The organism is Trinickia symbiotica (genome assembly GCF_003028655.1).
Classification (GTDB): Bacteria; Pseudomonadota; Gammaproteobacteria; order Burkholderiales; family Burkholderiaceae; genus Trinickia; species Trinickia symbiotica_A.
Map to the genome: position 1 here is coordinate 97,109 of NZ_PYUC01000009.1, position 20,071 is coordinate 117,179.

At 58.2% G+C, this 20,071-nt stretch carries 18 protein-coding genes and 2 pseudogenes; 13 read left to right on the forward strand and 7 right to left on the reverse strand.

From position 1 onward, the window contains the following. Positions 1-48 precede the first annotated feature (48 nt). The 5 genes from C9I57_RS18840 to C9I57_RS18860 all read left to right on the forward strand — a co-directional run bounded on the left by C9I57_RS18840 (position 49) and on the right by C9I57_RS18860 (position 6,461). Entirely contained in the window at positions 49-1,770 is a 1,722-nt protein-coding gene (locus tag C9I57_RS18840) for an ATP-dependent nuclease (RefSeq protein WP_258187719.1), read from the forward strand. Beyond that, positions 1,760-3,178, forward strand: a complete 1,419-nt coding sequence (locus C9I57_RS18845) for a UvrD-helicase domain-containing protein (RefSeq protein ID WP_107152165.1) — start codon at positions 1,760-1,762, stop codon at positions 3,176-3,178. The genes C9I57_RS18840 and C9I57_RS18845 overlap by 11 nt, the downstream gene beginning before the upstream one ends. A gap of 393 nt (positions 3,179-3,571) precedes the next feature. After that, entirely contained in the window at positions 3,572-4,114 is a 543-nt protein-coding gene (locus tag C9I57_RS18850; RefSeq protein ID WP_219909888.1) for an AAA family ATPase, read from the forward strand. A gap of 3 nt (positions 4,115-4,117) precedes the next feature. Then, on the forward strand, positions 4,118-5,806 hold the full coding sequence (locus tag C9I57_RS18855) for an adenylosuccinate synthetase (RefSeq protein ID WP_107152166.1): 1,689 nt from the start codon (positions 4,118-4,120) through the stop codon (positions 5,804-5,806). Between the two features lie 4 nt (positions 5,807-5,810). Next, the gene (locus C9I57_RS18860) at positions 5,811-6,461 is read left to right on the forward strand and encodes a DUF7002 family protein (protein ID WP_107152167.1); all 651 of its coding nucleotides are present in this window, start codon (positions 5,811-5,813) and stop codon (positions 6,459-6,461) included. Positions 6,462-6,585: 124 nt separating this feature from the next. Here the strand turns inward: C9I57_RS18860 and C9I57_RS18865 are convergent, their stop codons facing one another. After that, positions 6,586-7,587, reverse strand: a complete 1,002-nt coding sequence (locus tag C9I57_RS18865) for a CBASS cGAMP-activated phospholipase (protein WP_107152168.1) — start codon at positions 7,585-7,587, stop codon at positions 6,586-6,588. A 426-nt stretch (positions 7,588-8,013) separates the two neighbouring features. Next, positions 8,014-9,213 (reverse strand): nucleotidyltransferase domain-containing protein, encoded by a 1,200-nt coding sequence (locus C9I57_RS18875; RefSeq protein WP_107152170.1) that lies wholly within the window; start codon positions 9,211-9,213, stop codon positions 8,014-8,016. 118 nt (positions 9,214-9,331) lie between these two features. Here C9I57_RS18875 and C9I57_RS18880 point away from each other — a divergent pair, with 118 nt between their 5' ends. The 4 genes from C9I57_RS18880 (at position 9,332) to C9I57_RS18895 (ending at position 12,092) form a co-directional block, all read left to right on the forward strand. Next, positions 9,332-9,682, forward strand: coding sequence for a helix-turn-helix domain-containing protein (locus C9I57_RS18880; protein WP_107152171.1), 351 nt, complete (start codon positions 9,332-9,334; stop codon positions 9,680-9,682). Beyond that, entirely contained in the window at positions 9,682-10,545 is an 864-nt protein-coding gene (locus C9I57_RS18885) for an ImmA/IrrE family metallo-endopeptidase (RefSeq protein WP_107152172.1), read from the forward strand. The genes C9I57_RS18880 and C9I57_RS18885 overlap by 1 nt, the downstream gene beginning before the upstream one ends. Before the next feature lie 26 nt (positions 10,546-10,571). Next, positions 10,572-11,156, forward strand: a complete 585-nt coding sequence (locus tag C9I57_RS18890) for a hypothetical protein (protein ID WP_107152173.1) — start codon at positions 10,572-10,574, stop codon at positions 11,154-11,156. Between the two features lie 198 nt (positions 11,157-11,354). After that, positions 11,355-12,092, forward strand: coding sequence for a hypothetical protein (locus C9I57_RS18895; RefSeq protein ID WP_146166236.1), 738 nt, complete (start codon positions 11,355-11,357; stop codon positions 12,090-12,092). A gap of 198 nt (positions 12,093-12,290) precedes the next feature. Here C9I57_RS18895 and C9I57_RS18900 read toward each other — a convergent pair whose 3' ends face one another. Next, positions 12,291-13,631, reverse strand: a complete 1,341-nt coding sequence (locus C9I57_RS18900) for an RES domain-containing protein (RefSeq protein ID WP_107152175.1) — start codon at positions 13,629-13,631, stop codon at positions 12,291-12,293. Here C9I57_RS18900 and C9I57_RS33840 point away from each other — a divergent pair. Together C9I57_RS33840 and C9I57_RS18910 are read left to right on the forward strand one after the other, a co-directional pair. Then, positions 13,576-13,755, forward strand: a pseudogene (locus tag C9I57_RS33840) (ribose ABC transporter permease); the annotation flags it as partial. The gene C9I57_RS18900 and the pseudogene C9I57_RS33840 overlap by 56 nt on opposite strands. 403 nt (positions 13,756-14,158) lie before the next feature. Then, positions 14,159-14,656, forward strand: a complete 498-nt coding sequence (locus C9I57_RS18910; RefSeq protein WP_107152176.1) for a GNAT family N-acetyltransferase — start codon at positions 14,159-14,161, stop codon at positions 14,654-14,656. Positions 14,657-14,712: 56 nt separating this feature from the next. On the opposite strand, the gene C9I57_RS18915 is transcribed toward C9I57_RS18910, so the two are convergent. From C9I57_RS18915 to C9I57_RS18930, 4 genes are all read right to left on the reverse strand, one after another. Beyond that, positions 14,713-15,585 (reverse strand): nucleotidyl transferase AbiEii/AbiGii toxin family protein, encoded by an 873-nt coding sequence (locus C9I57_RS18915; protein WP_107152177.1) that lies wholly within the window; start codon positions 15,583-15,585, stop codon positions 14,713-14,715. Beyond that, the gene (locus C9I57_RS18920) at positions 15,582-16,217 is read right to left on the reverse strand and encodes a type IV toxin-antitoxin system AbiEi family antitoxin domain-containing protein (protein WP_258187720.1); all 636 of its coding nucleotides are present in this window, start codon (positions 16,215-16,217) and stop codon (positions 15,582-15,584) included. The genes C9I57_RS18915 and C9I57_RS18920 overlap by 4 nt, the downstream gene beginning before the upstream one ends. A gap of 3 nt (positions 16,218-16,220) precedes the next feature. Then, positions 16,221-16,601 carry a hypothetical protein gene (locus tag C9I57_RS18925; protein WP_258187721.1) on the reverse strand — a complete coding sequence of 127 codons (381 nt, stop codon included), beginning with the start codon at positions 16,599-16,601 and terminating at the stop codon, positions 16,221-16,223. 350 nt (positions 16,602-16,951) lie between these two features. Continuing rightward, positions 16,952-18,289 carry an alkyl/aryl-sulfatase gene (locus tag C9I57_RS18930; RefSeq protein WP_181321878.1) on the reverse strand — a complete coding sequence of 446 codons (1,338 nt, stop codon included), beginning with the start codon at positions 18,287-18,289 and terminating at the stop codon, positions 16,952-16,954. Positions 18,290-18,438: 149 nt separating this feature from the next. Here C9I57_RS18930 and C9I57_RS18935 point away from each other — a divergent pair, with 149 nt between their 5' ends. Both C9I57_RS18935 and C9I57_RS18940 read left to right on the forward strand, forming a co-directional pair. Beyond that, positions 18,439-19,338 (forward strand): LysR family transcriptional regulator, encoded by a 900-nt coding sequence (locus tag C9I57_RS18935; protein ID WP_107152179.1) that lies wholly within the window; start codon positions 18,439-18,441, stop codon positions 19,336-19,338. 130 nt (positions 19,339-19,468) lie between these two features. After that, positions 19,469-19,877 (forward strand): annotated as a pseudogene (locus C9I57_RS18940) (dihydroxyacetone kinase subunit DhaK); the annotation flags it as partial. Positions 19,878-20,071 lie beyond the last annotated feature (194 nt).

The following is a 20,071-nucleotide window of genomic DNA, read 5'->3' on the forward strand; positions in this document are numbered from 1 at the left end:
ACGACCCAGCCGACGTCAAAATACGGGGAAGATAGCGTGGCGCGAATATTGAAGGTCGACATCCAGCATTTCAGATCAATTCATTCCCTGAGCTGGTTGCCCTCGCCAGGCTTGAACTGCCTGATTGGCCCTGGCGATAGCGGGAAGACTACGATTCTCGATGCCATCGACCTGTGCCTTGGCGCCCGGCGAAATGTCTCGTTTGGAGATACTGATTTTTTTGGTCTGGATGTTACCCAACCCATCCAGATCACGCTGACGCTGGGCACCCTACCGGATTCACTGAAAGACCTGGATACCTACGGCCAGTACCTGCAGGCTTTCAATGCCGACACGGGGCTTATCGAGGAAGAGCCCCGACAAGGGCTGGAAACGGTCCTCGTGCTACGTCTGACCGTCGACGGCGAACTGGAACCCGTGTGGTCGCTGGTGTCCCAACGCGCCCTGGCCCTCGGGCAGGAGCGCAGCGTCGCCTGGAAAGACCGGCTCTTGTTGGCGCCCGCGAGGCTCGGCACTTATGCCAGTTCCAACCTGTCGTGGACCCGCGGGTCCGTGCTCAACCGCGTGTCTGACGAGCGCCCCAACCTGGCGGCTGAACTGGCTAATGCAGCCCGCGAGGCGCGTGCTCAGTTCGGAAATCAGGCGGGTGCCCAACTGGCTGAAACGCTGCAAATCGTGACCCGGACGGCCGGCCAATTGGGCGTTCCGGTCGGCGCGCAGGCCCAGGCGCTGCTTGATGCACACTCCGTTTCCATCGGTGATGGTGCCATTGCGTTGCATGATGAGCGAGGTATACCCTTGCGCTCGCTGGGCACCGGTTCGTCCCGGTTACTTGTCGCTGGCCTGCAGCGCGCGGCAGCGCAGCGCGCTTCCATTGCGCTGGTGGACGAGGTCGAGTATGGCCTGGAGCCGCACCGGCTCGTGCGCCTGCTTGACTCGCTCGGCGCCAAGGAGAATCCCCCGCCGCTGCAAGTCTTCCTGACGACCCATTCGCCTGTGGCCGTCCGGGAACTCAGCGGCAATCAGATCTTCGTGACGCGGAAGGGGGCCGACGGTGTCCACCAGGTTCGCGTGGTCGGTATCGCAGACGACGTGCAGAGCACGATCCGACTGGATCCAGAAGCTTTTCTCGCGCGCAGTGTCATTGTCTGCGAGGGTGCGAGCGAGGTTGGCCTCGTGCGTGGCCTCGACCAGTACTGGACGGAATTGGGCTTTTGCTCACTGTTGGCGGCGGGCACCGCCCACGTGAACGTCGGTGGGGGCGACCCGGATCGGTGTTTTATCCGTGCCCTGGCCATGCTGAATCTCGGCTATCGCGTCATGGTGCTGGTCGACGCGGACAAGCCACCGACGCAGGCACTCGTCGATACCTATCGTGCCCGCGGCGGCGAGTTCATCACATGGAGGCTACCGCGCGCTTTGGAGGATGAACTCTTTCTCAGTCTGCCGGACGCGGCCGTGGATGCCTTGCTTCACCGTGCCGTCGCGTTCCTGGAGGAAGAACTCATTGCATCTCACATCGCCACGCAGTCGCAGGGGCAGGTAACGCTTGCCGGCATCCAGCAGCAGCGTCAGCAGGGTCAGCCGTACGCTCCGGCTGTCAGGTCGCTACTGGCGCTGACGTCGCGAAACCGAAGGAACGGCTGGTACAAGTCGCTTACCAGATTCGAGATCCTGGCTCGCGAGATTGTCGGCCCCAACCTCGAGAACTCGGAAGCCGGATTCGTTGCGATGATCAACCAGCTCTTCCGGTGGGCTCATGCCGCTTGAGTACGATCTGCTCGCTTTCCGCCACGGCGCGGTGACGGCGCCGGCGGGCTGCGGCAAGACGCAGATCATCGCCGACACCCTGACGCAACACGCTGGGCCCAAGCCCGTCCTCGTCCTTACCCACACCAACGCAGGGGTGGCCACCTTGCGGCTTCGTATGCAACGCAGCAACGTCCCAGCGTCTGCGTACCGTGTGGCCACCATCGACGGCTTCGCGATGCGGCTGGTCGGCATGTTTCCGGAGCGGAGCGGCATACCAGCTGCCGTTCGCGAGTTGAGAAACCCAGGTGCCGACTATCCCACCATCCGTCAGGCGGCGTGCAGGCTGATGCAGGAAGGCCATCTAAACGACATCCTTGCGGCCAGCTACGCTCACCTCATCGTCGATGAGTACCAGGACTGCAATCTGGTACAGCACACTTTGGTCGTGGCGCTTGCCGCGGTATTGCCCACCTGCGTGCTCGGCGACCCGATGCAGGCGATCTTCGGTTTTGGCGGTAATCAGTTGGTCAACTGGGATGCGCACGTGCTGGCGCAGTTTCCGTTGATCGGCGAGCTCGACCGACCGTGGCGCTGGATCAACGCCGGTACGCCCGGTTTGGGGCAGTGGCTTCTGGCGTGCCGGCGCCTGCTGCAGGGTGGCGGGCAGGTCGACCTGCGTCAAGCACCTGCCGAGGTCACGTGGATCCAACTGCAGCCCGCAACGGCTGACCGGCAGCGTCTGGCGGCCGCATTGACAAGGGCCGTCACGCCCGAGGGGCAGGTGCTGGTGATTGGCGACAGCCGCAACCCCCGTGGACGTCGGCAGATGGCCAGTCAAACGCCTGGTGCGACTGCCGTTGAACCGGTCGACCTTGCAGACTTGACGACCTTCGGCCAGCAGTTCAACCTCCAGGCGCCGGATGCGTTGACACGGCTAGTCCATTTCGCGGCCGACACGATGACGCAGGTCGGTGCCGCTACCCTGTTGCCGCGGCTGGAAAGCCTGAGACGTGGAACGGCACGTACTCCTCCTACACCGGCCGAAGCCGCGCTGGTTGCATTCGTGGCGACGCCGACCTTCCCCTTAGCAGGGCATGCACTGAGGGCCCTGTCACTCCAGGAGAACGCCCGCGTGTATCGGCCCGAGGTTATGTACGGCTGTCTGCGTGCCATGCAGGCGGCGGCCGCCGGCCGCTGCACGTTCGCGGCGGCCACCGTGCGGGAGCGGGAACGCAATCGACATGAGAGCCGGCCGCTGGCGCGTCGCGCGATCGGCAGTACGTTGCTGTTGAAGGGACTGGAAGCGGAAGTCGCGGTTATATCGAATCCGGAAACCATGGACGCAAGGCATCTCTACGTTGCCATGACGCGCGGATCGGCGCGACTGGTCATCTGCTCCGCGACCGCCGAACTCGTCCCTCGATAGGCGGTCCGTGAAGGGGCAAATCGACATAGTGTTGTTGGTTGTGCGCTCATATGCGTATCACTTCCTCCCAGGTGATAATCGCGATCCACTGTCCGTTCCGCGCCGCAAGCCTGATTTCCATGAGTGTCGTGCGGGCAGCGCGTCGGCATAACTAGCCGGCGAGAACGCGCGAGGCGAACCGGGGTTAATGCAGACGCCGCATGTATCGGTACCTGCTCGGGTAACGGGCTTGATGCGCCCTTAAAGAAACTCGGTCTAGTCTAGTGATTCATTGACTAAAAGTGAAAGGGTGATTATCTTCTTGTTGGCTGGACTACGTCGCCTCTGACTTTCGCCGCATTTCAAAATTTTCTAACTGCGGCCGAGTGAGCGATGCCGACCCGGGGAATGGTCATGACGATCAAGCGCTTGTTGCTTCTTAGCGGTCCGATGCGATCTGGAAAGACTTCCGTCGCGGAAGTCTTGGAGAGAAATTACGGTTTCTCAGGTATCAGCACCGGGGGGTATCTCAAAAGCTGCCTTCCGTCGGGGGGCGATGTCACGCGTTCATCGCTTCAGGATCTTGGCGACCGTTTAGACTTGGAAACCGACTTTGCGTGGGTCATTGACGCGGTCGCCGTTCCCGCAATGGTGGCGGCTCCTACAACCGAAAGTTGGTTACTCGATGCCGTTCGAAAGCCGCGTCAGATTGAGCGTTTTCGCGCGCTGTTTCCCAACGTCTTGCGGCACGTTCACCTCCACGCGCCAGAATCGACTTTGCAGACTCGCTATGTCGCGGGGATTTCACCTCGTGCCCCTGCCTATACGCTGGCGATCGCGCACCCGAATGAAGTAGCAGCTAGGTCGTTAGGTGATTTTGCGGACCAAGCTTTCGATACCGCGCAAGCTTCAGCATCGGAGATCGCAGCGCAAATCGTTGACCTCTGGAGGGGGTGACCCATGCGTAATCGCCAGATCGTGGTCATCAGCGGTAAGACGTGCAGTGGAAAGACGGGGCTGGCAAACCTCCTCGAACGGGAATTCCACTTCCGCGTTGTGCGTACGAGGCAGGTGTTGGCAGGAATCGGTGAGCGGGAAAAGTCCCAGCATGACAGGGTGGCGTTGATTGAGCGTGGTCTGCAAGCCGATAAAGCGACCGACTCCAAATGGTTGCTCTATGCGACACAGGAGGTTCTGAAGGGACTGGATCCAACGAGATCGATCGTTATCGACCATCTCAGCACCCCTGCGCAGGTTGCCCAATTTCGCAAGGTATTTGGGGAAGACCTGATCCACGTGCATCTGTATGCGAGCAACCAGACACTGCAGGAGCGTTACGCACGTACAGAAGGACAGCAAGCAGGAGCGCCCCCGTATACTGACATTGACCATCTGAAGGATGAGGAGGACATCCGTGCACTCAAAAACGATGCCGATGTCCGAATCTACACTACTCGGTCTGATGCACGGGATACGCTGGTTCGGGTGGCGGCCAGGTTGCACCTCTATACGCCGCCCGAGATTCGATGTGTCGACGTGCTGATCGGCGGTCAATATGGAAGCGAGGGCAAAGGTAATGTCGTTTCGTATCTGGCTCGTGAGTATGACGTCATAGTAAGGGTGGGCGGTCCGAACGCCGGGCACACCGTTGCCAGTGCGCAGGGCCCGTACACGTATCATCATCTGCCTTCCGGCGCGCGAGATGTTGATTCCCGGTTGCTGCTCGGTCCGGGAATGACTATTCGCCTGAAAGGGCTCTTCGATGAAATCTGTGACTGTGACATTGGGCCGGATAGGCTATTTATAGACCCGCAAGCTACGATCATTGAGGACGAGGATGTCGAGAAAGAGGGCGGGCATCTCGTCTCGACGATTGCATCGACGGGGAGTGGTAGTGGCGCGGCAACTGCGCGGCGAATACTGGACCGCGGGAAAGGCAATTTTCGGATGGCCAAGGACGTGCCCGCCCTCGCACCGTACGTGGGCACGGAAGGAAATTATCATGGCACCACTGCGGACAGGCTTGAAGAGGCTTACCGCAAAGGGCAATCTATCCTGCTTGAGGGCACCCAGGGGAGTGGGCTGAGTCTGTTCCATGGTACCTATCCCTATGTGACGTCGCGCGACACAAACGTCGCGGGTTGTCTTGCCGAGGCCGGTATTTCCCCAAGCCGGGTCCGAAAAATCCTGATGGTCATCCGACCGATGCCGATTCGAGTGGGGGATCCCGACGGCGACCAAGGGCATACATCTGGTCCACTCAAACATGACACAACGTTCGATGAGATCGCCCGGCAAGCAAAGCTCGACGCTGCAGCGTTGCATAGGGCGGAAAAGACCTCCACAACTAAACGGAAACGTCGGGTCGGGTGGTTTGAGTGGGAGCAATTTCGCAAGGCGTGCGCTTTGAATGCGCCGACAGATATCGTCCTAACCTTCGCGGATTACCTTCACGCCAGCAATCGAAACGCGCGGCGGTTCGAACAATTGACCCCAGACACGATCAAATTTGTTGAGGAGCTTGAGCGGGTTTCTCAGGCGCCGGTTTCCCTCATTAACACGCGCTTCCCGAGGGAGGAGGATGGCACAGATGATCTGCGCTCGCTAATCGATCGGCGAAACTGGACAGCGCGTAACCACTCAAAATAACAGTATGGAAGTAGACAAACTAATCGAGCTTTATCCGCGGCTGTATCACATGGCGGAGCGCGGCACGTGGGAGAGCATCAGAGCGCGCGGGCTGCTCAGCGCAAGTGCGGTGCTGGACCATTTTGAATTGCAAGGTGATGATCGGACGCCTTACGAAAGCATGCAGCGTCCGGAAAAGATGGAAGTGCTTGCAGGTCATCCAGAAGGAATTGTGCTACGTGATCAAAAGCCGATGCCTCGCAGCCGGCTTCTGGTCGCTCTGCAAGACGGGATTACCCCGGAGGAGTGGTACCTTACAATCAACACGAAGGTCTTCTTTTGGGCGACAAGGGAAAGACTGATGGGGTTGCTGAATGCGAGAGACTATCGAGTACTTGAGCATGACGTCTTGACGATCGACGCGGCCCCGTTTATTCAGCATTACAGAGATCAAATATGGCTTTGCCATATGAACTCTGGCAACACGTGGCCGATGCCGCATCGGCGCGGTGCCGATACCTTTTGCCGGATTGCCGATTATCCCGCGAGGCCCTCGGGGAAACCGGTTAAACCGGTAGCAGAGCTCGTCGTCGATCACAGCGTACCGGATATCGCACGCTACGTGATTGAAGTCCATCGAATGAGGGGCGAGGATGTGCTAGGTCGGATATTTTAAGGCCGATTGCGAGCGGTTCTCGGGTCGCACGTAACGTGAGGTCGGCGACGCGCTTGCACACCGCCGAGATTGGTTAGATATTGTGGCAACCGTGTAGTGAGGCAGTGTGACGAATTCGTCCTCGCTAGCCCTGCGGGATCGGAATGAACGGATTAGCAGGGGCGTCCAGGAAGTTCTGCATCAACATCGGGAGCGCATCGCGCGCGCACGCGGAGCCAAGACCTCGAAGCCTGTCTATCATCGATGTCTTGTCAAGGGAAAATTTGCCGTTGGCAACCTTCGGCTGATAGCGGAAAACGCGCGGCGAAACTTCAGAATGATTGGATAGCAGATACGCAGTGCCCATGGATCCGCGTGATTGGCCCTGCATGAAAAGCGCGGTCGACTTGAAAAGAAGGTCCTTGTATCCCGAATTCAGGGGAATGTCGATCAACTCTTCCGTACATCCAAGGCTGAGAACAAACAGTTCGTCGTCGCGCCAGTTGAGGACTGTGCGCGCTTCGACGGTGGCGACGCCGGTCGGGTTATTTGCCCAGATTCCTCCGTCAATGATCGGCGAACCATTTGGTAACGCGTGCGCGCGGAAGTAGGTGGGCGCGGCAGCCGTGGCCAGCGCGACGTCCACCATTGTTTCTTTCCAATCGACAGGCAACCGCTCATGGTGGCGAGTTTTGAATACGTAAAGATCTTCCTTGTCCGCGTGATAGGCGGGAATGACCAGTCGCAGACGACTATCGCCCAGAACTCGCTGTCCGATCACACTCTCGAGCGCGCTCCGCAATTTTGCGGGGTCGTATTTGGGCCAGAGCAATTGCTGCATGTTCCGTGCTGCGCCAGCGGACCGCATGGTTAACCTGCTTAGCCAGCTTCCGGCTTTCTCTTCGCGGACCTGTTCGAAGATTGATGGTCCATGGTTGACGTAGAAATTCACAATTTCTCGCGCTGACATGCCGAGTCCGAGTCCAATTGCGATAATTCCGCCCGTTGAAGTGCCGGCAACCAGGTCGAAGTGATCGGCGATCCGACGATTGGTGGCGTCTTCGACGGTCGCAAGGAACTCCGCGGCAAGTACGCCCTTGATGCCACCACCGTCGATAGAGAGAACGCGTTTCTTTGAGTTCGTCATTGGTCGCCAGGGTGCTTTCCGCCCCCTTTCCAGTCATCAGTCAGAAGCCAGTCTTCGAAGTACATGAGCCACAAGGCTGTCCACGGGATAATCGTGTCCGCCAGCGAATGAACGGCGGACCACTCGCCCGATCCCGGAAGGTAAAGGCACAGCGTAAGAGGAGAATATGCGTAATAGACGTGCGGTAGACGCCGGCCCGAAGCTAGGTTTTGGATGTCCGGGCTGAGTACGACGACGCGAGGAACGTCCCCCTTTCTGTAGATGAGGCGAAGATGGTAGCGACGAGAGATCGGAGACGGGCGAATGTGAAACTCCCATGTCAGTGTTCCGTTGCGAACCTGTCCCTTCCCGCCGTCAAGACAGGCAGCGCGCAAGCGGAACCACTGTTGCGCGAGGGTAAGTTTCGCGGTAGGTGCGCGCCTCACGTCAATCTCCAAAGAAGGTATTGGAGCGCACCGCAGTTGTCTTTCCGATTGCGTGAGTTGTTAGGCCGACCGAGGGGGCGAAGAGGAGGGAGCCATTGCCCCGTGCGACGTTCAGCGACCGGACATGCCCGCCCAGCGCCGCAATGGCCTGATCCCTTGTGGCACCGTAGGCCTTGACCAAGCGTTCGGCGATAACGTCCTGCCCCTCAAGCTTGAGAAGCTCCGACAGATCCTCGAGCGCCTTCGTGTGCCAGGAAAAAAACGCGATGGGCAGTCGTGGATCGTGGTTCCATTTTTCAGCGAAGTTTTCGCCCAGCGTGGCATCGTTGTCGATCCGATACCCGATGCGACCGCCGCGATCAATACGCTGGATAAAGTCCGGCATGTGCGTGATTACATCAACGATCAATTCATACATGTCGGCGTATGCGTTTTGCGTGACGCAGCGTTCGTACGAGTATGCAGCCAGCGTCGTGATGATTACGGAGATGGGCGCCAGCTCGCGCGCAACCGGCGCACAGAATGCTTCATCCCGATGGCGTTTCAGGAGTTGGACGATACGTTTGAGAGGAGGCTTCGACATTTGCTGCTCCGGAAAGCTTTGCACGGAGTCAGCTTTTGCGAAGGCTCGGTCAAATGCGTACACGCGAGGACGCAGCGCAGCGCGGCGTTCGAAGTTGGCGCGATACCCGCGGGGATTGGTGGCTTTCCAGTTCGCCACCTTCCGGTCAGGAACAAGTTCTCCCCCTTGGACGCACATCTCGTTCGTGATCGCGGGGGTGATGTCCAGGTGAAACTCATTGGCATAGTTGATTCGCCAGCAGCGTTGTTTTTCTTCCAGCATGCCGTCGTACTTTCCATGTTCCCTGAGCCGATCGCCGACCAGCGCCTTCACTGCTGCCGGCGAAGACCTTTCCGCGATGGTTGGAAGAAAGCACACGAGATCGACATCGAACTCTGTCTGGTTCAACGGCTTGACCGTTGTACCTAGGGCGATGGATCCTTGCGGATAGATCAGGGCGCTGGAAAGAAAGCTGTTGTCCGAACCGGCGAGCCAGTCGCCAACTGCTTCATACCGCTCCTGAGCTTGCTGGTAGCGGGAGGCAGACAGTTCAAGTTCATCGCACAAGCGGTCGAGCGTCTGAACGAGCAGATTGCGTTTGTACCGCGAAATTTCCTGAATCTGACGATCGTTCTTCATACCCGTCCTTTGCCGGAAATTGGGAGCATGCTAAACTTGACTTGTCGACATCGACAAGTTGCAGTCAGGCTAATCCTACTTGTCGACTTTGTCAAGTCAAAGTAACTTTTATCGACAAATGGAAGATACCGCACGAAACATCTTCGCCGAGCGACTGCGGCACGCGCGCGAAAGCCTGCGCCAGCTTACGCAGAGCGAACTCGCCGAGCGGGCTGGCTTGCCCTCGACCTCCATCTCCCATTTTGAGAATCCGAACGGAACGCGAAAGCCGTCGTTCGACAACCTTCGCCGGCTTTCGAAGGCGCTGGACGTCACCACTGACTATCTGCTGGGAAGGACCGAGGATCCAGTCGGGGCGAGCGTGAACGACTCGTTGTACCGGGACGTGCAGATGCTTAACGAAGCAGATAAGGAATTTGCGAACCAGATGATCCGGCAATTGGCCGAACGACGAAAACGGGAGGGGTGATGGGCGACACCGCGTTGCGCGATGCAGAGCAGTTAGCCGAAAAGGTAGTTAGCGACTTTGGTTTGACCTTGCCGATCGACGTCGTCGAACTGGCCCGAAGTCACGAGATTCTGGTTGAGGCGAAGCCTTCAATTGCAGCTGGGGTGTCGGGCATGTTGATCCGGCACGTTAATGACTTCGCCATCGGCTATGCGACTCATGTGCGCAACGAGGGGTTCCAGCGTTTCAGCATCGCTCACGAGCTCGGCCATTTTTTTCTGCCCGGTCACCCTGAGTACATTTTTAGTGAAGGCAGGAGTTCACACGAATCGCGTGCGGGTTTCGCTTCTGGCGATCCGATAGAACTGCAGGCAGATCACTTTGCTGCTGGTCTGCTGATGCCATCGTCGCTTTTTGCGAAAGAGGCCGGTAAATACTCGGACGGCTTGGGCGCGATTGAGAAGCTAGCCGAAGTTTGCAGGACCTCCCTCACGGCATCGGCCATTCGCTATGCAGAAGTAACGGACGCCGCAATCGCCGTCGTTGTAAGTTCGCGCTCGTCGGTTGACTACTGCTTTCTTTCCCCGGCGATGTCGAGGATCAGGGGGCTTACCTATCTCAAGAAAGGGGCTGTGCTACCACGTGATTCGCTGACGCGCAACTTTAACCAGACATCGGATAACGTAGTCTCCGGCCGTCGCGTTGATGGCGAAACCGATCTGCAGTCGTGGTTTCGGTGCGACGGCGAATTTGACGCGTGGGAGGAGGCGGTCGGCCTGGGGGCGTATGGGAAGACACTGACTGTTATCACGGCTGAGGCCTCGGACGACGACGAGGATGGAGGACGAGGATGGGACGAGCCGAAGTTTAGCTATCGGGGGTAATTGCAGATGATCGCCGGCTCGACTTTATGAGCAATACAGACTTCGAAACCGACGACGGTGCTGTCGCGGCTGCGCATAAGGCTCTAGGCGAGTTTGTCGTCATCTTCCAATGGGTCGAAGATCTGTATCGGCAGATCGGTTGGTTCATCCTTGATCCTGCGCGCAAGCATTGGCCGCCCACGGAGCTGCGCCGTGAAACGCCCCACATTCTGATCGATAAGGTAACGGAGTTGTTTGTTGGTCTGACCCGCACCTACGCATTCGCGAATGCCGAAGAAAAGGCGAATGACATTCTTGAACTAAGGGAGCGCTTTCAGGACCTACGACTGTATCGGAACCGCCTACTGCATTCGACTTTCGTCGAATTAAAGGCGTCCGGTGAAGTCTACGGGTACGTCCGAGCGAACACCAGCCTGGGAGTGGACCCTGAAACCGGGAAGCTCGTTGTCGATCTCGAAGAGTTTTCGGCGGATGCTATCCACGCGAAAATTCGAGAGTATGCAGATTGCATGCGGCGATTGAGTGCGCTTCATCTGCAGCTTATACATTGGGCACCGTTCGATAGCCATGGCATTCGACAGGACGTATACCGCAGCAGCCACTCAACATAACGCCAGAAGGCTAGGGTCCGCCACAGCCGGCTTTTGAGCTTCATGTTGTCTGTCGTTGGGTATGCAAGATCCATGACGTTGTCGGCGGAAGTGCCGGCCAATGCGCGGAATCTAAGGACTATCGATTTTCGACCAGTGCATGAGAAGGGGGCGCTGGGCGGGACCGCAAGATGGTGGAACGAGAACATTTGGGGGTATATGAGCGAACTACTGTTTGATGCTGATCACTGGTACTGGAAGGCGCTCGAGGATTTTGTTGCTTACAGGGATATGGATAAATTCCTTCGCAGTGGGAAAGCGTTTTCAGCCTATGCGGACTCAATGATTCTCCACGCATCCGACGACAACGACGAAAGCGCTACGAGAGCGAAGCTCGTGGAAAGCTTGCGTGATTCGCTTACCGGCTCGCTTGATCACTTCGCGTCATTGACCATTGTTGCCATGTGTTCGACATTCGAAGTGGCGGCGAAGGAGTTCTACGAGAACGTGTTTTTCCGGCACCCCAAGCGTATGCATGAGTACCTTGGAAAAGAAAAACAGTTGGGGGTGGTCCAGCTATCCGACGTCGTCGAAGCCGGAGACTATCACCGGTTGCTTCATCGTCTGGCCCAGCGTGCAGCGGCGAACGCGACAAAGGGGAAATACGGAGACATTCTGGCAAGGGCCTTCAAGATCGCCGGTAGCCCGAACGACCGAGACCTGACCGATAGGCTGAATGGGGTGCAGATGGAACGCAATCGGGTTGTTCATGAGAAGGAGGTGTTGCAGCGAGACGTGAAGGCGCTTGATGCAACGCACTCGATTCTTGCCGATGCGATTGGGTCGTTGGCTCAGTTGGCTTTGAATCTCGACGTGCCGGGGTCTTACACCTGTGTATCACCCGTTGGCACTTTCGTCGTCAATGAAATCGCCGGGTTGTTGCCGGGAGTGTCCTGACTAACGGCCGTGGTAGGGTCGGGGTGGCAGGCGAACATCCGTCACGTAGTACAGAAAGAAGCTGGCACGGTGGTGTTGCGGCGCCCGGCTTTGTAGTGTGCTTGCCGATAGGCTGGTCGTGCGCCGTCGGATTCTGCTTTTCTTCGTGGAGCCAGCTTTTTTCTTGTCGCTCTGGTCACGGCGATCCCGGTATGCGAATCAGCGCTCCGTTGGGCTCCATTGATCGTCATCCGAATCGACCTGATCCGAATTAGCCCCCGGGATTTGGACAGGAGAGGTTGAGTAGTCGACCCTTTTGACTAATACCGCTTCGACAGTATCGGGAACTACGCGAAGCGGATCTGTTGACCATCCGGTGTCAGCTTGAAATGCACCGAGCGCGCGCCCAAAAATGACGATATTCTTTCCTTCCTCGTGTTGCACCGATCCGAACACGACGGCGTCCAACGGTGGTTGATGTATTGCCGTCAGATATTCGGCTAGGACCTGTGTAGTCAGATATTCGTGTTCTTCCCCAGGACGAATCGGCGTCTTGATACGGTCGTGCAGATGGCGCAAGAGACGAAACAGCATTGCGCGATTGCGGAAATCGTCCTGAAAGTAGCTTAGTGCCATCCCGTGGGATTTATCGAGGAGTGTGAAATCGAGAACACGCAGCGGGCGGACGATTCGAAATTCGACAGAGCTGACCTGTACTCCGAGCGGAGGCCGGAGTTCGGCCACACAGGTGGGACGTTCGAAAGATCCATAGAAAACCGAAACGCCTTCCGGATTCATCCGTCCTGCCTTCGCGACACTTGGCGGCGGTGCATGCAGTTCACGGGCCGGGTTGGCTGCAAATTGACGAAGCTGTTCAGGGGACGTTACTTGGCGACCGCGAAAGATTGACTGGTCTGTGAGTTCATAGATGACCGAGGTTTTTCCTTTCGAGTGCCGTTGCCAGGTGCGCAATTTATCGACGTCCTGAAAGAGCCTGGCTAGGAACTCTCTCGCATCATCATTGAAGAATCTGTACCCCGATTTGACGCGGCGCCGGAAATTTTCCCACGCATTATCGGCGTATTCGTCGATATCCCAGCCCGAACGGATTTCGTAGTTTTCTGTTTCATCCCAGTACGGCTCATCACCATCGCGGGGATCACCGTTGAAATGCTCGATGAGCACTTCAAGGATCGCCGGTACCACTCGCTCCCCCGCATCCTCTCCCAGGATTTCAGTGACAACGTCGGATAGTGGATCGCCTGAGGTCTCACCATCGTCGTACTGATAAGAGCCCTTGACGAAGTATTCTTCCAGGACGTCGTGCACGCGCGTCGTCGCCCTCAACAGATCCCACGTTTTGCGACGTTTCCGACAGAAATCGCACTTATCTACTTTCCCCGTTGCTCTTATTTCTTTATCTAGATGGATGTCATCGAGACATGGTCCACAGATTCTGCTGTCTTGCTTAAATTCGTTCAAGGTGTTTTCTGTCATGGCTGAGTCATTCGTTGACGGCATTGGTTCGATCTGGGGAACGCTAATCGGCGCGTTGATCATCGCCGCACTGTCCATGGCCTGGTCTTGCTCGGCGTCTCGGACATCTGGCAATTTATCAGACCCGTTCATCATCGCCGCAGTCGCACTTGACCGCTTCCGCAACATCGGTGGAAGCAGAACCTGAGCTCGCCTCGAATGCTGTCCAGGTCGAGACCGATCTTCTCGCTTTGGCGGTGTCCGTTGGGAGCAGGTAATCTCGAACATCGGACCATCTGTTGGCTTTGAGTGGACCGCGTCGGAAGGAGACTAGCGGTACTTGTGACGGTATTACCCTTTGCGCAATGCTTTGCTGTACTCTTTCTCCGCGGGTGTTGTGAGGAAAAGACGGGCTGTGTTCCGTTGCAATCGACCGGAAGCCGAGAAGTGCTGGTGGGATTTGTCGGCATCGTTGGCGGTATCGCTGTGATGCCAACATGCCGAAGGGCCGTCTACACAAGGCTCCGGATCAATGGTTGACAATCGAGTGGGAGTAGGGATGGATATGGACGGTGACGAATCCTCTGCCGCAAGAAAGAAAGGCATGACCGATGACGAAAAGAACCATCTGGAAGACCACTGATGAGGATTCGCCGGCCCTCACGCAAATTCGAGAATCGAATCCGTCCGATCACATCGCGATCGCCATGTTGTTGCATCAGCTTGGGTACGATGCGACGCTCGCGCTGATACTCGAGAAGCTGCAAACATTGATTCTCAGTCCGACCGACAAGATACTGGTGGCTACATTGAACGGTAAAGTCGTCGGTAGTATCAGCCTGCACGCACTTCCGCTATTCCACGCAGCTGGTTATCTGGGACGCATAACCAGCATGGTCGTCGACGAGCACCACCGGGGCTGCGGTGTCGGCAGTGCGTTGATTGCCGCTGCCGAGCGTTGGTTTACCACGGTTGGGTGTGTGAAGTTGGAAGTGACGAGCGGTGATCACCGAGCCGATGCCCATCGCTTCTATGAAAGCCATGGCTTCCTGCGGGACGGACAGAGATTCTCCAAACAATCCAGCTGTAGTAGCGGCGTCGCTATCTGACCGCAATTGCCAGGGCAGGCGAGACGGAATCATCGTTGCCGCATTGAATGACCGCCTTACATATCGACGATCGTCGCTCGAGGGTCGACAAGAGTCATTCGCTGGAACTCATTACGCATCAGTCCCACGACGCGGACAAAGTCCAAAGGCTCTAGGCGGTTCTTCTTCAGGAAGGCTGCCCACTGCTTCTGTTTCGTGGCATCCTGCGCAAAGGCGTCGCTCAGACCCGTCGGGATCGCTTCGGGGATGGCCAGCCTTCGCCGGGCGAACGTGGCTTGGACTGCGCGATGCAGTTCGGCAGGGTCCAACGTCTCCTCGGTCAGCAACACCCAGAGATCGAAGTAATCCTTCATGCGGGTGTTGGCCATGCCCAGCAGGCACACTGCGTGAAACTTCTCTGCCACCACGGTGTACTTCGGATAGGCCCGCAGTTGTGGAGCCGGCAGATCGTCGAGCAGCACGGGGTAGTTGACGGGTTCAGGTGCCGGCGTGACGGCATCACCGAAACCGATATCCACCTGCAGCGCAATGCGCGCGCCATCCAGCTTCGCCTGCAGGTCGATCCGTACGCCGCCATAGCCCGCCTCCTTGCGGATTTCGTAGCCACTGACCGATCCCGGTTCGAACGCGATGCCGTCCTCGACTTCGATCTGGCAGATCTCGCGGAAAGTCGAGACGGCGGTGTCGATGTCGTCTGGGCCATAGCCCAGCAGATCCGCGTCCCGCGTGGGCCGGTGCGGCTGGTCGTACCACAAGGAGAACAGCAGGGCGCCCTTGAGCAGGTAGTTGGCGGCATGCTGGGAGATCGACAGCCGGTACAGCAGCCGCTCCAGCCCGTACCGGGTGAGCGTCAGGTTGAAGTCCTGCTTCGAGGCATCCGCGTGCCGCTTCAGGCGGGCCCGGATGGAGGCGGCGAGGTTGCGGCTCATGTAGTCACGCTCTCGAGATAGGGGCGCATGACATTGGTCACGCGGTTGACTGTCGCGTAGTGCCAGAGCGTGTCCATCGTGAGCCTGCGCTGCGACCAGCCATCGCGCAGCGCTTCCAGGGCTACGTCAAGGCCGATCTTGTTGCGGTACTTGAAGCAGTCCGCCACCGTCTTGGCCAAGTTAAATACGGGCACCTGTACGCCATCGATCTCCATGTGCTCGACGCCTTCGGTCAGGGCTTCGCCTGACATGCGCACCACGCGTAGGGCCGGCTGATCTAGGCGCGGCGTGGGTGTATGTGGGGGAATCGCCATCCAGACCTCGAAGGGGGCCTGTGTGCCGATGCCGTGAACGCGCAGTGCCGACAGCAGGCACACCACGCCGCGTGGCACGCGCAGTGCGGACTCGGCCAGAGATCGATGCTCGCTCGGGGCGCGCCCTTGCAGGCTGTAGACGCCGCGGGCGACGCGTTCCAGCTTGCCCGCCGCAACGAGCCGGCTGAGCACCATGGTCGGCAGCCCTTGTTCGACCAGATCGCGGGCGCGCAGCAGCGGCTGGCGCTCAGCGAGCGCCAGGACCGCTTGTTCGAGCGTCTTATCAGTGGAAGGCATCGTACCCGGAGTGTGTTGCATTTTTTAGTTGTTTGTCAATAAAAGACTAGCCAATGAATCGCGGGAGCATGACGCTTGGCGGATGATCGGCACTCCGACGAGGCAGCAGTAGCTCTCTGAGAGGCGTTGAAGATGACGGTATCGACGACGGTAACGTTGCGCGGCGGCCTCGTGGCTGACTTCATACTCGACGTCGTGCATGTCAAAGACTTCACCAATCCGCACCGCCAGCATTTCGGCCTTCGTGCCCGGCACATAGTACCGTCGCAAGTTTGGCTGGCGGATAGTGGCAACCTGCTTGGCCCATGCGTCCAGCAAGGCCGTCGGCTCGCGAAGATGACGCTCCTTGCTCGGGCCTTGCCCTCGCGCCAACAGCCAGTCGAAACGCTCCAGTTCGGTCAACACTTGGGAGGTGGTAGCGGGCGACACCGTCGCCTGCTGTGCCAGTTCCGTGTCTTCGGTGGTCTTCCGGAGTTTCGGCAGAAGTCCTTCAACCTGCGACCATTCTCGTCGATCAGATCCGTCGAATAAGGCGCGTGTTCTTCTCGATCGCGACCATCCGAATCCGATTCGCTGGTGTCCGCAAGAGTTTGAATCAGGGGCTGCCTCGAACCGCCACCCGACATTCAAGGGGCTTTTGGGCTCGCATCGCGGTCGTGACGGTATCGCGGAGCGCATTCGAAAGAGGGTGACGGTGGACGGTATCGCGCCCACAAACCTACGCAGGGACGACGTCCTGGTTCTGTTGGCTGCTCTTATTTTGAGCCACCGGCTTGCAGGCCTTTCTCTAGGCTCTGCGCTACTGTCAGATAGTAATTGCGCGCCGTGGCATTCATCTGACGTCCGCCCAGTTCTCTAAGCGCGCGCACCTTTATTATGGTTGCCCGATTGCTCTGCGGTGCGATGGCAAGAACATAGTCGGCCTGCTCGGCGGCCCACTGAAACTCACCGGCAGCGAGCGATGCTTCCGCGCCTTCCAACATTTTTTCTTTTCCACCTGCCAGCGCAATGACTTTTTCCGCTCGTTCCTTCTCGGTCAGCGGGAAGATATGCGTTGGGTTGCCGTCGAACCAACCAGCATTTTGCGAATAGATGCCGCGCACTGACCAAGCTACAGTGCCGTAATACTCTTGTAGATATGGGTGTTGCGCTAGCCGCGCTGGAAGTTTTACTTCCTGAACCAACTCATCTGGGGTCTTGCCGCTGCTGATCCCTTCCATGGTTTTGTCATAGACGAACTTGATACCGTCCCGATAAGCCGTGAGAGCGTCCCTGACTTTGTCCGCGCCGGCTAGCGTGCTCATGTGGCCGGGAATGACATATTGGGCATTCAGAGCGATCAGCTTGTCTAGGCTGGCGACCCATTTGTCCGCCGGACGCGTGGGGAGTCCGCGAAGGGGGGCAATGTTGGGGAATGTTTTCAGAATTACGTCGCCTGCGATCAGTACCTTGCGGTCCGGCAGCCAGACGGAGATGTTTTCGTCAGCCTCGCCGGGGGTGAGGATGAGCTGCATCCGCACGCCGGCAATCGTCAGGCTTTGTTGCTCGCCGTCGAAGGTTTTCGTGGGCGGGAGAAAACCCTCGCGCGTGTGCGGCGTCTTCCTGCCGTATTCGAGCTGGGTGCCGGCATTGATGAACTGGTCGTCGGGCAGAGCGGTTCCGAACACATCGCCGCCATCGCGCCGGCCGCGTCCCGTGTCGGGTTTAGCCGAGACCAGCAATTGGTGGCTGTAAATCTCGGGCTTGTCATTGCCCGCGAATATCGTCGCACCGCCTGAATGGTCGGGGTGGTTGTGCGTGTAGATGATCGCACGCACAGGTCTGGTCATGCGATCCCCGAAGGCATTGATGATCGCTTGAGCATCGACCGGATTGGCCGAGGTATCGACGATGATCGACCCGCCGTCGGCCTGGATCAGCGTGACGTTGCTGGCGGAGTAGCCGATGGCGGTGTACACGCCATCCGTAACTTCGACGACGCGCTTGCGAAATTCCTCGGAGTGCGCCTTCAGCTTCTCTCTCCCCGCGAATACGTCATGCGCGGCCACGCCATTTGCTGCGGTTAGCGTCGCTATGGTTGTGACTATCGCCATAAATGTCCTCATTCGACATGTCCACGTCTGTTGCATACGCGTCCTCATTCTTGGAACTGAGATCTTTAAGGCAATAGGATATGCTTGTCATAAATGAATTAACATTCGCAAAAATTGGAAGCGGTCTCTCAAATATGAGAGCATGCCGTATGGATCTGAACGCCACTCACATGTTTGTCACCGTCGTCCAGGCGGGTAGTCTTTCTGCGGCGGCGAGCCGTCTTGGAATCCCATTGCCAACGCTGAGCCGTCGGATACGGGAGCTGGAACGGCAGCTTATGGTGCAGTTGCTGGAGCGCTCGGCGCGAGGGGTGAGGCTGACTGATGCCGGAACGAAGCTGTACGAGCAGGCTAGTCGTGGCATCGAGGCGCTACTTGAGGCCGAGCAAGCCATCGTAAGCGATCAGGCGCAGTTGAAAGGGCGCTTACGGCTATCGTTCCCTCAGTCTTTTGAGCCATGGTGGAATTTGCTTGCGGCGTTCCAGCGCCGCTATCCGGACATTCAAGTCCACGTCTATTCAACTGAACGTCGGGTGGACTTAATCGAGGACGGGATCGACGTCGCCCTGCGTGTCGGCTCGATCGTTCACGAGGCTATGGTGGCGCGACACGTCTTGTCCTATCGCCATGTTCTAGCAGCTAGCCCGAAGCTAGTGAAGCGCCTCGGCGTGCCGGCACTACCCGACGAACTCTATCGCTTCCCGTGCGCTGTATGGATGTCGCGTGTCGATGCCCCGGCACGATGGGACTTGGCTGGGCATATCATCGAGCCAAAGGTCCTTCTGTCCACCAACGATTATCATCACTTGTGCGTGCGTGCGCTCGCTGGTGATGTGGTAACTGAGTTACCGCCTTTTCTAGCGGCTGCGCCTATTCAGGAGAAGCGCCTCGTGCAATTGCTGCCGCAGTTTCCGTTGCCCGAGCAGCCCATCAACCTCCTTTATCCATCCCATCGCTATCCCTCGACTATTGTTCGGACATACCTGACCTTCTGCCAGAACTATATCCCGAAGATTCTTCATGCCTGCGACATCGGACGTCGGCCGTGAGCAAGGCAGGGCGGAATGGCGAAACTGGCGTGTCGACCGTTTTATTCCCCAATCGGAACTCTCACCGCTGGCGCACAACACGCCACTCACTCTTCACCGCGCTGCTGCAACGTGCTTGCGCGTGTCGACCGCGGCGGGCACGCTGACGTTCAAGATCGGCGACGATGAAATCGAGGTCGGCGTTGGCATTCATGGCGAGCCAGGGCGGCGTCGCGCGCGCTTTGTCACAGCCGATGCGATCGCGGCAGAGCTGCTGACGGCGATCATCGCCGATTCGAAGCCGGGGAACGGCTCCGAGTTGCTGGTCTTGATCAATGGACTGGGCGGAACGCCGCTCGGGGAACTGTATCTGTTGTTCAATTCCACACGCTCGTGGCTGCACCAGCGCGGTCTCGCGGTCGCGCGCGTGCAGGTCGGATCGGTTACGACCTCGCTGGAAATGGCCGGCGCGTCGATCCACCTTGTGCGTGCTGGACGACGAAATGAAGCGGCATTGGGATAGCCCGGTGCATACGCCATCGCTCAGATGGGGAATGTAGCCTGTCGCCACGTGGCCGTCAGATATGCGCACGCGGCGGCAGCGGAACCGCGCGCGGCCCGCGAGCAGGGACATCGGTTTGGAAGCCTAATCGATTAAGATTGTTTCAGGAAGGCTGCCCACTGCTTCTGCTTCGTGGCATCCTGCCAGAGAGCGTCATTCGCACTACTATCGCTCGACCACACAGACGTCGGC